Genomic DNA, 14,100 nt, shown 5'->3' on the forward strand with positions numbered 1-14,100 from the left:
TCAACTCCGAGGGAGGGGAAACACATGCACCTGGACTTCACCCAGCTACCGACGTTCCTGATCGCGTGCGCGGTGGTCGTGCTGACGCCCGGCGTGGACGCCTTCCTCCTCCTCCGGACGTCCCTGCGCGCGGGCACCAAGGCGGGCCTGTGGGCGCTGGCGGGCATCCACACCGCCGCCGCCGTGCAGGTGCTGCTGGTCATCTCCGGCCTGGGCGTGGTGATCGCCCAGTACCCGCCGGTGCTCACGGCGCTGCGCTGGATCGGCGCGGCCTACCTGCTGTACCTGGCGGTGACCATCGCGCGGAGCCTGGTGCGCCGGGCTTCCGCGGAGGACAGCGGCGAGGTGGCGTCGGTGCGGCCGTTCCGCCAGGGGTTCCTGACCAACATCACCAACCCGAAGATGCTGCTGTTCTCGCTGGCCTTCCTGCCCCAGTTCATCGGCGCCGGAAGCCCCACGGCGCAGCTCGCGATGCTGGCCGTGGTCTTCCTGGGCTTGGCGGCGCTGTGGGAACTGCTCATCGTGCTGGCGGCGAGCCGCATGGCGAACCGGCTCCACCGGCCGGGCGTGACCACCGCGCTGGACGCGGTCTGCGCGGCGGTCTTCTTCACCATGTCGGTCGGCCTGGTCGTCTGACTGCCGGCCGACCGCTACTCCGGTTCACCCAAATACGAGATGACCTTGGTGTAGACGCCGTACTTCCACGGCCTCGCGCAGCCCTCGCCCCACGACACGATCCCGGCCAGTTTGCCGTTGACCACGAACGGGCCGCCCGAGTCGCCCTGGCAGGAGTCCTTCCCGCCCTCGGGGAAGCCCGCGCAGAACATGGCCTTCGCCTGGTACTGCTCCTCGTAGGCCTCCTCGCAGTCCGCGTCCGACCGGATCGGCACGTCGACCTCGCGGAGCACGTTGCTCGGTTGACCGCCCTCGCTGGTGCGGCCCCACCCGAGGACGGTGCCGAACGTGCCCGGCTTGTACAGCTTGTCGTGCGGCTCGGGCAATTCGACCGGCTCGTACGGGAAGGACGCCGCCGTGGTCAGCACGGAGATGTCCTCCCCCTGCTCCGCCGTCGTGTACTCGGGGTGGACCCAGATCTCCGTCACCTCGGACACCGTGCCGCCCTGGTCGTCCAGGGCCAGGCGACCGCCGAGCACGCGGACCTCGGCCGGCGTGCTGCCGACCGTGCAGTGCGCCGCCGTGACGACGTGGGTGGCGTCGACCAACGCGCCGCCGCAGAACTGGCGGCCGTCCGGGGTCACCAGGGCCACGACGAAGGGGTACTCGCCGGGGTCCTGCACAGCGGTCCCGCCGACGATCTTCGGGTCCGGGTCCGCGCCGGCGGGCGGGGCGAGCACCACCAGGGCCAGCAGCACAGCAGTCACAGTCCGCATGTCAGCCACTGAAGACACCCGCCCCGCGACCCACAACCGGGGTGACCTGGACGTGTGGATTATTCGCTCGTCGCCGCGATCTGCTCCACCAGGACGTCACGGTAGGTGGCGATGCGGGTGTAGATGCCGTACTTGCCCGCCCGAGCGCAGCCCTCGCCCCACGACGTGACGCCGATCAAGGTGCCGCCGACCACGAGCGGGCCGCCGGAGTCGCCCTGGCAGGTGTCCTTGCCGCCTTCGTCGTAGCCGGCGCAGACCATCGCCTCCTTGTCGTACTGGAGGTACGCGTTCTTGCAGTCGTCGTCGGAGACCACCGGCAGGGTCACGCCCATCAGGTAGCGCGAGGCCGGGGCCTGCTCGCCGGTGCGGCCCCAGCCCAGCCCGAACGCCGCCGTGCCCGGCGCGTACAGCGGGCCGGCCGTGGCCAGGTCGGCGGGCTGGGCGGTCACCGCGTCGCGCAGGGTCAGGACCGCCACGTCCTCGCCCTGGTCCGCGCTCACGTAGTCCGGGTGCACCCAGATCTTCGCGACCCGGACCACCTTGCCCGCCGAACTCTGCTTGTCCTCGCGGCCGGTGACCACCCTGGTGTTGCGGGTGGGTCGCCCGGACACGCAGTGCGCCGCCGTGACGACCTTGCGCGGCCCGACGATCGTGCCGCCGCAGAACTGGTTGCCGCTCGCGTCCGCGATGTAGACGACCCACGGGTGGTCGGCGATGCGCACCCGTTCCCCGCCCACGACTCTGGGGTCCGCCGCCGCCGACCCGCCGAAGAGCACCGCCAACACCGCAACCAACACGCCCAGCCGCACGAGGCCTCCTCTGATCGAGAGATCTCCCGCAAAGGCTAGCCAGGACGGGCGAGACCGCTACGCCAATCGGCGGAGTGGCGCGGCTGTCACACGTTCGAGTTAGTCGTCGGAGCCGCCGAACTTCGAGCGGACCTTGCCCGCCGCGCCCGCCAGCACCTCGCCGACCTCGTTGAGCACCTTGAGCAGCGGGTCCTCCGAGCGGGCGGCGGACTCCTTGTAGGAGCGGGCCGCGTTCTTGACGTCCTCGGTGAACGACGAGGTCGGGCGGTCGTCCTCGCGGCGCGGGTAGGCGCCGGTGAGGATCTCGCGGTACTCCTCGCCGGCCGCCCACCGCTGGAGCTCGGCGGCGCGCACGACGGCCATCGGGTGGGTCCGCCGCCAGGTGTTGGCCAGCTTGAGGACGCTGTCGCGCACGTCCTCGACCTGCTCGTACTCCTTGGCCTGCTTGAGGAACTCGGCGGTGTCGACCTGCGAGACGTCCATGCCGCCCGCCATCGCCACGTGCACGCGCAGCGCGGCGGCCGGGTCCTGGCCGACCAGCAGGCCGGCGCGGTCGCAGCTCAGCTCGGTCTTGCGGTACCACTCGGTGAGCGCGGCGATCACCGCGCGGACCGCCCAGTAGCCCGCGGGCATCCAGCCGAGGCTGTTCTGGAGCTGCATGAGCCGGAACAGGATCGTGCGGTACAGGGCGTGGCCGGACAGGACGTGCCCCATCTCGTGGCCGATCGCGAACCGCAGGCCCTCGGTGTCCAGCAGCTCGACCAGGCCCGTGGTCAGCACGATGAACGGCTTGTCGATGCCCAGCGTCATCGCCTGCGGGTCCGGGTTGCGCTCGATGAAGACCTCGGGGACCGGGTCGAGGTCCAGCGCCGCGGCGGCCTCCTGCCGCAGGCCGTCGATCATCGGGTACTGGCGCGGCCCGACCCGGATCGCCGACGCCACGTACAACAACCGCTCACCGCGCTCGGTGAACGCCCCCGCCACCGCCTGCAACACCGGTCCGATGCCCGGCACCGCGCGCAAGACCGCCAACGCCCCCCGGTCGGCCGGGTGCTCGTACGCCCGCGGGCTGATGCCGGGGAACCGCACGCGCGAACTCGACCGCTCGATCTCCTCGCTCATGCCGTCCACAGTGCCACGGGTGGGCATTGTCATCTCCCCGAAACGGTGATTCCCGATGCACACTGACGCGGTGAACGCAGACGTGCTAGGCACCGACTACGAGACCCGGACGCTGCCCCTGGGCGGCGGGGACCTCAACGCCACCCTGGTCCGCCGCCGCGCGCAGCAGGCGACCCGCGGCGCGGTGCTCTACGTGCACGGCTTCGCCGACTACTTCTTCCAGAAGCACGTGGCCGAGCACTTCACCGCGCGCGGCTTCGACTTCTACGCGCTGGACCTGCGCGCGTACGGCCGTTCCCTGAAGGCGGGGCAGACGGCGAACTTCGTGACCGACCTCGCGGAGCACTTCGAGGAGGTCGACGCGGCGGTGCGGGTGGTCCGCGAGGAGGACGGGCACCGGCACCTGGTCGTGATGGGGCACTCCACGGGCGGGCTGATCACGTCCCTGTGGGCGCACGAGCGGCGGTCGGACGGGCTGTTCGACGCGCTGGTGCTCAACAGCCCGTGGCTGGACCTGGCCGAGCCGTGGCTCACGCGGACGGTCGGCACGGCGCTGATCCGCGGGGTCGGGCGGATCGCGCCGAAGCTGGTGCTGAAGAAGGGCTTGGGCCCGGTGTACGGGCAGAGCATCCACGCCGACCACCACGGCGAGTGGGACTTCGACACGACGTGGAAGCCGATCGAGGCGTTCCCGGTGCTGGCGGGCTGGCTGCGCGCGATCCGCCGTGGACACGCCTTGGTGCACCGCGGTTTGGACGTCTCCGTTCCCGTGCTCCTGCTGCGGTCCGCACGCAGCCACCTGCACGCGCGGTCGTGGACGCAGGAGGCGATGGGCGCGGACACCGTGCTGGACGTCGAGCACATGCAGCGGTGGGCGCCCAAGATCGGCCGTCAGGTGACGGTGGTGCAGGTGGAGAACGGCTTGCACGACCTGTTCCTGTCGGCGGAACCCGTGCGCAACCGGGCGTTGGCGGAGATCGACGAGTTCCTGGACTCGATCTGATCGTGGTCAGCGCAGGTGCTCGACCGCCAGACGGGCCGCCGTGCCGATCACCGCGTCCGCCGCGGGCAGGGTGAAGGCGGTGCTCGCGCTGCGCGTGAACACCGCCACCGCGTACCGGCCGCCGTCGGGGTAGGAAACGACGCCGACCTCGTTGCGCACGGTCGGCAGGGTGCCGGTCTTGCCCGCGACCCGGACGTCGTCGAACGGGAAGCCGGACGCCAGCCGGTGCGGCCACACCTGGAGGCCCATCGCGCGGCGGATCGGCTCGTGGGTCTCCTCGGCGAAGACGTGTGCGAGCAGGGTCGTCATCTCGCGGGCGGTGCTGCGGTTGGTGCGGGCCGGGTCGAGGGCGCGCAGGCGGGACAGGACGACCGGGTCGGTGAGCGCGGCGGGCAGTTCGGCGGGGGCGGCGTCCTCGGCCAGGGAGCGCATGAAGTCCCGGGCGCGGTGCACGATCGAGGTCTTTTTCAAGCCCAGGTCCCGGAGCACGCGGTTGACCTCGTCCAGGCCGACGACGTCCACGAGCGCGTCGGCGGCGGCGTTGTCGGACACCGTGATGGCCAGGAAAGCCAAGTCCCGCAAGGACATCGTGACGGGGTCGAGCAAGCCGCCGATGCCGGTCGGGCCGGTGCTGCGGTCGCCGGGGTCGAGGGTGACGCGCCGGGTGAGGTCGATCCCGCTGCGGTACAGGGCGACCAGCAGCGGCAGCTTGAAGACGCTCGCCAACACCACGGGTTCGTCCGCGCCGACGGCCACCTGACGGGTCGGGTCGGCCAGGTCGACGGCGTGCAGCCGGCCGGTGACACCGGCGTCGGCGAACGCGGCACGGATGCGGGCGGCGCTCACGACAGGTACTCCGCGGCCGGGCGCGGGTAGCGCGGGAGCGTGCCCTCGGCGGGGCGCATGCCTTGTGCCACCAGGACTTCGGCGACGGCGTCGGCGAACGCGGTGACCGCCGGAGTGCGCCTGCCGCGTGGCCACGCGGGGGCGGTCCGCCACAGCAGCGATGTGCCGCGCAAGGGTCGCCAGACCACGTCGGCGGGCGGCGACACGCCGTCGTGCAACGCCACCGCGCCGCCCGCGAGCACCAGGCCCAGCGCGAACTCCGCGGTGCCCGCCTGGTGCACCTCGGCCGGCGTGTACCCGTGCCGGGCGCAGGTGGTGAGGACTTCGTCGTGCAACGCGGGCGCGGCGGCACGCGGGAACAGCACCAGGCCCAGCCCGTTCAGGTCGGCCAGCCGCACGTCGGGCGCGGCGGCCAGCGGGTGATCGGGGCGCAGCAGCACGCCCAACGGGCTGGTCAGCACCTCGCCCAGACTCAGCCACGACACGTCGAACGGCAGCCGCAGCACGCCCACGTCCAGGGTGCGGTCCGCCAGGGCGCGCAGTTGCTCGGCGGTGCCGATCTCGCGCAGCTTCAGCTCGACCGGACTGCGCCTGCGGAACGCTGGGAGCAACGCGGCGACCGCCCGCCCACCGAGGTCCGGCGGCACACCCGCGCGCAACGCCCCCGCCTCACCCCGCCGAAACCGCTCGGCCAGGCCGCGCAACCGGTCTTCGCCCGCGAGCACGTCCCGCGCCTCGGGCAGCAACTGGCGGCCGGCGTCGGTGAGGGCGACCCGGCGGGCGTCCCGGTCGAACAGGCGGACGCCCAGCTCGCGTTCCAGCCGCTGGATGCTCTGCGACAGCGGCGGCTGGGACATGTGCAGGCGGACTGCGGCACGCCCGAAGTGCAACTCCTCGGCGACCACGAGGAAGTACCGGAGGTGCCGCAGCAGGTCCACGAGCAGGGATGATAGCGGTTCGCATATTGTTGTCCGCGCGATATTGGACTTGGACACGTGCGGCGGGGCGCTGCTGTCCTGGGGTCATGTGCTTGAACAGACGACAGGTGTTGGTCGGGTCGGCAGCGGCGCTGGCCGGCACGGCGTTGGCGGGTGCGGCTTCGGCGGTTCCGGCGTTCGCCGAGGGCCGCAGCGGGGTGCGGATGCGCTGGCTCGGCGTCGCCGGCTGGGAGCTGACCTTCGCCGGCCGCCGCGTGGTGATCGACCCGTACCTGACCCGGCTGCCGGTGTTCGACCCCGCGGGGAAGTTCATCGAGGACTACCCGCTGCGCGTGCGGACGGACCTCGTGGACCGGCACCTCGCCGAGAAGCCCGAACTGGTGCTGGTGACGCACGGGCACTACGACCACATGCTGGAGGCGCCGTACCTGGTGCAGAAGCACGGTTCCCGCGTGATCGGAACCGAGACGCACCGCAACCTCCTGCTGGCACAAGGAGTTCCGACGGCGAACGTGACCCTCGCCGGCGGCGGGGAGCACCTGGACTTCCACGGCTTCACCGTGCAGGTGTTCCGCAGCCTGCACTCGGTCTTCAAGGACTACAGCACCTTCGCCCCCGGCACCCTGACCGGCGTGCCGAGTCGCCCGGAGACCATCGCGGACCTGGTGGAGGGCGGGACCCTGGCGTACCTGGTGGACGTCGGCGGATTCTCGGTGCTGTTCCTGTCCGGCGCGGCGAACTTCGTCGAGCGCGAGATCGCCGGCTTGCGCCCGGACGTGCTCGTGCTGGCGATGAGCGGCCACGCCAACGTCTTCGACTACACAGCCCGCGCCCTCCGCGCGACCCGCCCCCGCGTGGTTGTACCCAGCCACCACGACGACATGGTGACCCAACTCGACGACCCCGCCCTGCCTCCACTCGGCAACCCCGGCGCGGCGGCGGAACTGGCGGAGACGGCGAAGCGCATCGGCCTGGCGACCCGCGTCCTCGACCCGGAGATCCTGCGCTGGTACGAGCTTTAGACGACCCCGGCCCGTGCGGCAGCCAGTGCCGCTCGGACCGACCGGCGGGCGGTGTCGTGGTCGAGGGGTTCGCCGGTGATGAAGATCCGGTAGTACAGCGGGGCGCAGGTGAGGCGGACGAGTTCGACCGGGTCGGTGTCCTCGGGCAACTCTCCGCGCGCGACGGCGCGGGTCACGACCTCGGCGGCTTGGGCGTGGCGGGCGGTGTAGAAGTCCTTTTTGGCCTCGCGGGCGCGTTCGGAGTGCAGGGCGGCGGTGACGATCGCCTCGGGCACGGCGCGTTGGGCGGGGTCGGTGAAGGCTTGCACGACCTCGTCGGCGATGGCGATCAGGTCGCCTTCGAGGGTGCCGGTGTCGGGGATCGGCCAGTCGGTGGCGCGGGCCTGGTCGAGGGCGTCGGCGATGAGGACGTCGATCGTGGCCCAGCGGCGGTAGACGGTGGTCTTGTGCACGCCGGCGCGGGTGGCGACGTTCTCCACCGTCAGACCCAGGTAGCCGTGCTCGACCAGCTCGGCGTAGGTGGCGGCGAGGACGGCTTCGCGGACGCGGGCGGAACGTCCCCCTGGTCTGGTCATGCGCCGATCCTAAACGCAACTGGTGTTGCTTTTGTGGTCCGCCGTGAGGCATGCTTAACGCAACCCGAGTTGCGATAAGGAGCCGCTTTGACGTTCATCCCCGACCCGACCACCGTCCACCCGATGCCCGCCCACCCCAGGGTCGTGCTGCTCAAGCCGCTGGTCGACGCACCGACCATCGAAGTCGGCGAGTACACCTACTACGACGACCCGGAGCACGCGGCGGAGTTCCAGACGCGGAACGTGCTGTACGCGTACGGGACCGAACGGCTGGTCATCGGGAAGTTCTGCGCCCTGGCGACCGGGACCCGCTTCATCATGGCCGGCGGCAACCACCTGACCACGGGCGTCTCGACGTTCCCGTTCACCATGTTCGGCGGCACCTGGCAGACCGACACGCTGGACCTGGTCACCGACATGGCCTCGCGCGGCGACACCGTGGTGGGCAACGACGTGTGGTTCGGCTACAACACGCTCGTCATGCCGGGCGTGCGCATCGGCGACGGGGCGATCATCGCGTCCGGGTCGGTCGTGACGTCCGACGTGCCGCCGTACACGGTGGTCGGCGGCAACCCTGCGAAGCCCGTGAAACAGCGCTACAGCCCCGACGACGTGGACCGCCTGCTGCGCGCCGCGTGGTGGGACTGGCCGATCGCCCTGGTGACCGAACACGTGCGCACCATCATGTCCGGCACCCCGGCGGAGATCGAGGCGATCGCCCGCGACCACGGCCTGCTGAAGGACTTTTGACACGAGCCTGTTGGTCTAGCGACGATCCCGGCCCGGTGGCGCGATCATGGGGCGTGCACCGAGGAGGTCGCCCGTGAGCGATGACCGCGACGAGTTCAACCAGTACTGCGACGTCACCATGCGGGGTGGCGCGGCCAGTGGGGTCGTGTACCCGTGGGCCGTCGTCGAGCTGGCGAGGCACTACCGGTTCCGGTCGTTGGGTGGGGCTTCTGCCGGGGCCATCGCCGCTGCCTTCACCGCTGCCGCCGAGAAGGGGCGGGAGCAGGGTGGGTTCGGCAAGTTGGAGGAGGTGATCCGCTGGTTCGCCGGGCCGGACTGGCGGCTGGCCCAGCTCTTCCAGCCCAGCGAGCACACCCGCAAGCTCTACCGGATCGTCGCCGCCTCCATGCAGTCCCGCGACACCACCGGCCGCAGCGCCACCACGTGCCTGGTCCTCGCCCTGCTCGGGGCCATCGGCTTCCGGGCCAAGCTCGCCCTGGGACTGGTGCTCGCGCTGTGGCTGGTCGGGCCGATGGCGTGGTTCCTCGCCCTGGACTGGGGCGGCACGCCGACCTGGGTGCTGGTCGCCGTCATCGCCACCGTGCTGGTCGTGGTGCCCAGTGTCCTGGTCCGGGTCCGTCCCCGGCGCAGGGCGCGCAAACCCGGCGCTCTCACCTGGATCAGGAGGCTGGGCACGGCGCTGTTGTTCGCGCTGCCGCTCGTCCCCGTCTACCTGGCCACGCGCTGGACCGCCCCCAGCCTCGCCTCCGCCGCCACCGCGACCGCCTGGTGGATGGTGCTCGGCTTCGCCTTCGCCAGCGCGGTGGGCGTCACCTACTTCCTGGGCGCCCGGCGGTTCCTGGCCGACAAGGCGCGGACCATCCACTTCGGACTGGTCCCGGGCACGGGCGAGTTCACCGCGAACTTCTGGGACCGGCGCTGCGGCGTCCCCCGCTCCACTGGCGTGCCGCCGATGAGCGACTGGTTCGCCGACCGCCTGGACGACCTGTCCGGCACCCCGAACCTGAGGTTCTCGGACCTGAACACCACCTTGGTCCTGATGACGACCGACCTGTCCGAGGGCCGCCCCTACCGCCTGCCGTTCACCGAGCCCGCCGCCGCCTGGCTGTACTGCACCCGGTGCCTGAACACCGTTGTGCCGCAACGGATCACCGACGCACTCAAGGGCGCGGAAACCCAGCACGCCTGCCCGTTGCACAAGGACGAAACCCTGCGCACGCTCCCCCAGGACCTCCCGGTGGCGCTGGCCGTGCGGATGAGCATGCCGATGCCGGGACTGATCGCGGCCGTCCCGCTGTGCCGCGCCGAACCGGAGCCGCGCGTGCACTGGTTCTCCGACGGCGGCATCACCAGCAACTTCCCCATCCACTTCTTCGACAGCATGCTGCCGCGCTGGCCCACGTTCGGCCTGACGCTCGGCCCGTTCCGGGACGGCGCCGACCCGGTGTGGCTGCCCGAGCAGGACGCGTCCACCACCGGCACGCCCTACCGGGAGGTCACCCGGCCCCTCCAGTTCGCCACCGCGATCCTGGACACCATGCTGGACTGGCGCGACACCATGCAGTCCGCGTTGCCCGGCTACCGGGGCCGCATCGCGCACATCCGCCTGGCCGACGGCGAGGGCGGCACGAACCTGTTCATGACGCCCGGGACGATCCTGACCCTCGCCGAACGCGGCCGGCTCGCGGGCACGCTGCTGCGTGACCGGTTCACCGCCGACGACGCCGAGAAGACCGACCGCTACCGGTGGATCCGGATGCGGCTGGCCATGCGCGAGTACCAGCAGCTGTCCGCGCAGGCCAAGCAGCGCGCCGGCCTCTACCGGGACCTCGCCGACGACTACCCGGTCCCGCCGGACCTGCACGAGTGGTTCGAGACGCCGCCGTCCGGGGTGGACCCGCACGGCACCGACGTCGTCCTCACCCTGGACGGCCTGGCGGGACTGCCGCCGGGTCCGTTCGACGGCGAACCGCCGGTGGACCCGGACCTGCGCCTCACACCTCCCGAATAGCGGACCCGCGCCTCACGCCTGCGGAACGGGCTTGCGGCCGACACCGACGAACGCGCTGATGAAGGCGTCGTCGGAGTCCGGCCGCCAGTCCGGCAGCGCCACGACGCCCGGCTCGACCACGTCGAACCCGGTGAAGAACGCCGCGATCTCCTCGTGCGAGCGCAGCGCCAGCGGGCTGTCGGTGCGGCGGTAGATCGCCTTGATGCGCTCGGTGTCCGGGAGCGTGTCGCGGGGGACTCCCTCCAGGCTGCCGTGCGACAGGGCGAGCCAGCTGCCGGCCGGCAGGGCTTCGCGGTAGCGGGCCACCGCCGCGCCCGGCTCGTCCGAGTCCGGCACGAAGTGCAGCACCGCCACCATCAGCACCGCGATGGGCCGGTCGAAGTCCAGCACGTCCCGGGCGGCCTTGAGGACCACGTCCACGTCGCGCAGGTCGGACTGCACGGCCGTCGCGCCCGGGTTGCGCGCCAGCAGGGCGTTGCTGTGCGCGACCGCGACCGGCTCGACGTCGACGTAGAGCACGCGGGCCGCCGGGTTGGCCTGCTGGGCGATCTCGTGCACGTTGCCCACGGTCGGGATGCCGGAGCCCAGGTCGAGGAACTGGTCCACGCCCTGCTCCACCAGGAACCGCACGGCGCGGCGCAGGAACGACCGGTTGGCGCGGGCGGCGCCGGCCATGCCGGGGTAGATCCGCTCCACCGACTGCGCGGCCTCGCGGTCGACCGCGAAGTTGTGCGACCCGCCCAGGAAGTAGTCGTACATCCGGGCCGCGCTCGGGCGGTCCAGGTCCACCGACGCCGGGACCCAGCTAGCCTGCTCCATGCCATTCCCTCCACCGCTTCGACGCGCGTGATCGTCGCGGAGGGACAAACCGCCCACAACCCCTGAACGGGTTACACCGCGCTCAGTCGCCGGCCCGGAACGGGTGCACCGGCTCGTCGGGTTGGCCGTCCAGCAACCGCTCCACCAGGGCGGTCACCAGCTCGTGGCGCTGCTGTTCGGTGAAAAGGTCGGGCAGCAGCAGGCGTTCCATGATCAGCCAGTTGAGCGCCAACCAGAGCAGGACGACCATCGTGCCGTCGCCGGGCAGCCCGGTCTTGTCGTGGTAGTCCACGTTGAACTCCACGTCCGCGCGTATGCGGCTGGTCAGGACCGCGCGCAGCTCCGGGCGGCGGGTGGCTTCCAGGCGCAGTTCCAGCAGGGCCAGGAACCCGGTGGGGAAGGCGGCCACCCGGTCCACCAGCTCGTGCATCAGCTCGGTGACGCGGGCGCGGTCGTGCGTGCCCGCCATCCCGCCGGCGAGGACGTCCTCGTCCACCAGCCGCTCGTAGACCCGCTCACCGGCCTGCTTGAGGAGGTCGTCCCGGTTGGCGAAGTAGTTCGACGCCGTGCCCGCCGGCACCTCGGCCTGCTGGTCGACGGCCCGGAACGTGAGTCCCCGCGCCCCTTCCCGGGCGAGGACCTCTATCGCGGCGTCGAGCAACGCCGCCCGCCGCTCGGGATTGCGCCGCACCATCGACACACCTCCGCACGTCGCACCACTGCGACCAAAGTACTACATCCGAAGTGGCTGCGGGGATGGAAGTCTGATGCCATGCGCGTGCTGTTCACCTGCATCGGCGGTCCAGGCCACCTCAACCCGTTGCTGCCCGTCTCCCGGGCTGTCGCCGATCGCGGGCACGAAGTGCTCTGGGCGACGTCCGGATCGTTGCGCGGCCTGGTCGAGGCCGCCGGATTCCCCTTCCACCAACTGGGTTCCGCACCACCCGACGACGCGCCCGCGACCAGGGGACCGCTGCTCGTGCCCGACGTCCAGCGGTCCGAGGAGGAGGTGCGCGAGGGCTTCACCCGGCGCGGGACGCGGACGCGGTTGCCGCTGGTGCGAGCGCTGGTGTCGGAGTGGCGGCCGGACTTGCTGGTGTGCGACGAGTTCGACTTCGCGACCATGCTCGTCGCCGAAGAGGCCGGCCTGCCGCAGGCGAGCGTGCTGGTGACGGCGGCGGGCGTGCAGATCCGACCGGACGTCGTGGGCGAGCCGCTGCGGGAGATCCGCGCCGACCTCGGCCTGCCCGAGGACCCGGACCTCACGATGCTCGGCAGGCACCTGCGGCTCTCACCGTTCCCACCGTCCTTCCGCGCGCCCGACGCGTGGCTGTCCGGCACCGAGCACGCTTTTCGCCCACCGCTGCCCGACCCCGCCACACCGCGACCGCACGACCGCCCGCTGGTCTACTTCACGCTCGGCACCGAATTCGCCCTGGAGTCCGGCGACTTGTTCGAGCGCGTGCTCGCCGGGCTGCGCGACCTGCCCGTCCGCGTGCTCATGACCGTGGGACGGCATGTCGACCCCGCCGAGTTCGGCCCGCAGCCCGACCACGTCCGGATCGCCCGGTACGTGCCGCAGGACGAGGTGCTCGCGGACTGCGCCCTGGTCGTGTCGCACGGCGGTTCGGGCACGGTCGTCGGGGCGCTGGCGCACGGCAAACCGATGGTGCTGACCCCGATGGGAGCCGACCAGCCGATGAACGCCGAGCGCTGCACTGCGCTGGGCGTCGGCCGCGCGCTGGACCCGGTCACGGCCACCCCTGCCGAGGTTCGCGCCACGGTGGCCGAGGTGCTCGGCGACCCCGCGTACCGCTTGTCCGCCGAACGCCTGCGTGACGAACTGGCCGCGCTCCCCGGACCCGACCACGCCGCGGTCCTGCTCGAAGGCCTGGTCAGCCGCACTGCCAGGTGAACCGCGCCGCCCCGAAGTCCCGCGCCGCCAGGTCTTCCGGGCGGATGAGCCAGTACAGGGTGCCCACGTCGCCCCAGCGCAGGTCGGCCTCCTGGTCGCTGTCGATCTGGGCGAGCAGCGTCCAGCGCCGTGCTTCCTCCACCACGCTCTCCCACGCCACGCCCGGACCCAGCTCGCTCTGGGCGACGTCCGTCTCGGCCGGGTTCTGGATCGGGAGGGCGTGCCCGCCCACCTGGTGCGACGGGTGGGACCTCAGGCTCCTCAACGCGCGGGCGAAGTCGTTGCCGTTGCGGTGGTCGTCCAGGAAGTCGAGGTCGTCCTCCGACAGGTCACGGCACAGCGCGCGGAACTCCGGGTGGTACCAGTCCGGGCCGGTGGCCTCCACGGTCGCGACCAGGGGCGCGTAGTCGTAGGGCTCGATGTCGAGCGGGGTGTCGTGTTCGACGACTTCGGCGTCGGCCGGCACGTACAGGACCCGTGCGCCCGCTTGGGTTTCCGGGTCCCAGGCGCCGACTGTGGGCGGCCGGTGCGGGGTGTTGTCGAGGTAGGCGGACTCGGGGTCGTAGTAGAAGAACAGCAGCGTGCCGCTGTCCGGCAGCGCGATGTCCACGCTGTTCGCGGGCAGGCGTCCGCAGTCGATCGACGCCACGAAGTTCAGCGACCCCTCGCCCTCCCACTCGGGCCAGGCCACGTCGGCGGGCAGCAGCGGCTCACCGCCGAGGTGACCGACCTGCCGGCCGCCGTCCCGGACCCGCAGCCGGACGCCGGGACGGATGAGGGAGGTCCACCGCTCGGCCACGGCCGGCGGCAGGTGGCGGCGGGCGACGGTCGCCAGGCGGGCTTCGCGGGTGGGCATGGCACGGATTCTGTGCGAGGAACGTTGACCGGGAGGCGGGTTT

At 71.7% G+C, this 14,100-nt stretch carries 15 protein-coding genes; 6 read left to right on the plus strand and 9 right to left on the minus strand.

Features of this window, described 5'->3' with window-relative positions:
• Positions 1-24: 24 nt before the first annotated feature.
• A complete protein-coding gene (locus WBN91_RS23250; RefSeq protein ID WP_337726210.1) occupies positions 25-636 on the plus strand; it encodes a LysE family translocator in 612 nt (203 codons plus the stop codon).
• A 14-nt stretch (positions 637-650) separates the two neighbouring features.
• Here the strand turns inward: WBN91_RS23250 and WBN91_RS23255 are convergent, their stop codons facing one another.
• The 3 genes from WBN91_RS23255 to WBN91_RS23265 form a co-directional block, all read right to left on the minus strand.
• Positions 651-1,391: a S1 family peptidase gene (locus tag WBN91_RS23255; protein ID WP_337726211.1), complete on the minus strand. Its 741-nt coding sequence runs from the start codon at positions 1,389-1,391 to the stop codon at positions 651-653.
• A 59-nt stretch (positions 1,392-1,450) separates the two neighbouring features.
• Positions 1,451-2,200, minus strand: coding sequence for a S1 family peptidase (locus WBN91_RS23260; RefSeq protein WP_337726212.1), 750 nt, complete (start codon positions 2,198-2,200; stop codon positions 1,451-1,453).
• A gap of 99 nt (positions 2,201-2,299) precedes the next feature.
• Positions 2,300-3,322, minus strand: a complete 1,023-nt coding sequence (locus WBN91_RS23265; RefSeq protein ID WP_337726213.1) for a M48 family metallopeptidase — start codon at positions 3,320-3,322, stop codon at positions 2,300-2,302.
• Positions 3,323-3,392: 70 nt separating this feature from the next.
• On the opposite strand from WBN91_RS23265, the gene WBN91_RS23270 reads away from it, so the two are divergent.
• On the plus strand, positions 3,393-4,325 hold the full coding sequence (locus tag WBN91_RS23270) for an alpha/beta hydrolase (protein ID WP_337726214.1): 933 nt from the start codon (positions 3,393-3,395) through the stop codon (positions 4,323-4,325).
• A 6-nt stretch (positions 4,326-4,331) separates the two neighbouring features.
• Here WBN91_RS23270 and WBN91_RS23275 read toward each other — a convergent pair whose 3' ends face one another.
• The gene (locus WBN91_RS23275) at positions 4,332-5,171 is read right to left on the minus strand and encodes a serine hydrolase (protein ID WP_337726215.1); all 840 of its coding nucleotides are present in this window, start codon (positions 5,169-5,171) and stop codon (positions 4,332-4,334) included.
• Positions 5,168-6,109: a LysR substrate-binding domain-containing protein gene (locus WBN91_RS23280; protein ID WP_337726216.1), complete on the minus strand. Its 942-nt coding sequence runs from the start codon at positions 6,107-6,109 to the stop codon at positions 5,168-5,170. The genes WBN91_RS23275 and WBN91_RS23280 overlap by 4 nt, the downstream gene beginning before the upstream one ends.
• A gap of 92 nt (positions 6,110-6,201) precedes the next feature.
• Between WBN91_RS23280 and WBN91_RS23285 the strand changes: the two genes are divergently transcribed.
• Positions 6,202-7,131 (plus strand): MBL fold metallo-hydrolase, encoded by a 930-nt coding sequence (locus tag WBN91_RS23285; RefSeq protein WP_337726217.1) that lies wholly within the window; start codon positions 6,202-6,204, stop codon positions 7,129-7,131.
• On the opposite strand, the gene WBN91_RS23290 is transcribed toward WBN91_RS23285, so the two are convergent.
• Entirely contained in the window at positions 7,128-7,706 is a 579-nt protein-coding gene (locus WBN91_RS23290; protein WP_337726218.1) for a TetR/AcrR family transcriptional regulator, read from the minus strand. The genes WBN91_RS23285 and WBN91_RS23290 overlap by 4 nt on opposite strands.
• Before the next feature lie 123 nt (positions 7,707-7,829).
• Between WBN91_RS23290 and WBN91_RS23295 the strand changes: the two genes are divergently transcribed.
• Both WBN91_RS23295 and WBN91_RS23300 read left to right on the plus strand, forming a co-directional pair.
• Positions 7,830-8,456 carry a CatB-related O-acetyltransferase gene (locus WBN91_RS23295; protein ID WP_337726242.1) on the plus strand — a complete coding sequence of 209 codons (627 nt, stop codon included), beginning with the start codon at positions 7,830-7,832 and terminating at the stop codon, positions 8,454-8,456.
• A 73-nt stretch (positions 8,457-8,529) separates the two neighbouring features.
• A complete protein-coding gene (locus WBN91_RS23300) occupies positions 8,530-10,467 on the plus strand; it encodes a patatin (RefSeq protein ID WP_337726219.1) in 1,938 nt (645 codons plus the stop codon).
• Between the two features lie 12 nt (positions 10,468-10,479).
• Here the strand turns inward: WBN91_RS23300 and WBN91_RS23305 are convergent, their stop codons facing one another.
• Both WBN91_RS23305 and WBN91_RS23310 read right to left on the minus strand, forming a co-directional pair.
• Positions 10,480-11,286 carry an SAM-dependent methyltransferase gene (locus WBN91_RS23305; protein WP_337726220.1) on the minus strand — a complete coding sequence of 269 codons (807 nt, stop codon included), beginning with the start codon at positions 11,284-11,286 and terminating at the stop codon, positions 10,480-10,482.
• 82 nt (positions 11,287-11,368) lie between these two features.
• Complete coding sequence (locus tag WBN91_RS23310; protein ID WP_337726221.1) at positions 11,369-11,980, minus strand: TetR/AcrR family transcriptional regulator; 612 nt, start codon at positions 11,978-11,980, stop codon at positions 11,369-11,371.
• A 78-nt stretch (positions 11,981-12,058) separates the two neighbouring features.
• On the opposite strand from WBN91_RS23310, the gene WBN91_RS23315 reads away from it, so the two are divergent.
• The gene (locus WBN91_RS23315; RefSeq protein WP_337726222.1) at positions 12,059-13,201 is read left to right on the plus strand and encodes a glycosyltransferase; all 1,143 of its coding nucleotides are present in this window, start codon (positions 12,059-12,061) and stop codon (positions 13,199-13,201) included.
• Here the strand turns inward: WBN91_RS23315 and WBN91_RS23320 are convergent.
• Positions 13,182-14,057, minus strand: a complete 876-nt coding sequence (locus WBN91_RS23320) for a YwqG family protein (protein ID WP_337726223.1) — start codon at positions 14,055-14,057, stop codon at positions 13,182-13,184. The genes WBN91_RS23315 and WBN91_RS23320 overlap by 20 nt on opposite strands.
• Positions 14,058-14,100: the final 43 nt, after the last annotated feature.

The sequence above is a fragment of the Saccharothrix sp. CCNWYY140 genome, from assembly GCF_037401995.1.
Classification (GTDB): Bacteria; Actinomycetota; Actinomycetes; order Mycobacteriales; family Pseudonocardiaceae; genus Actinosynnema.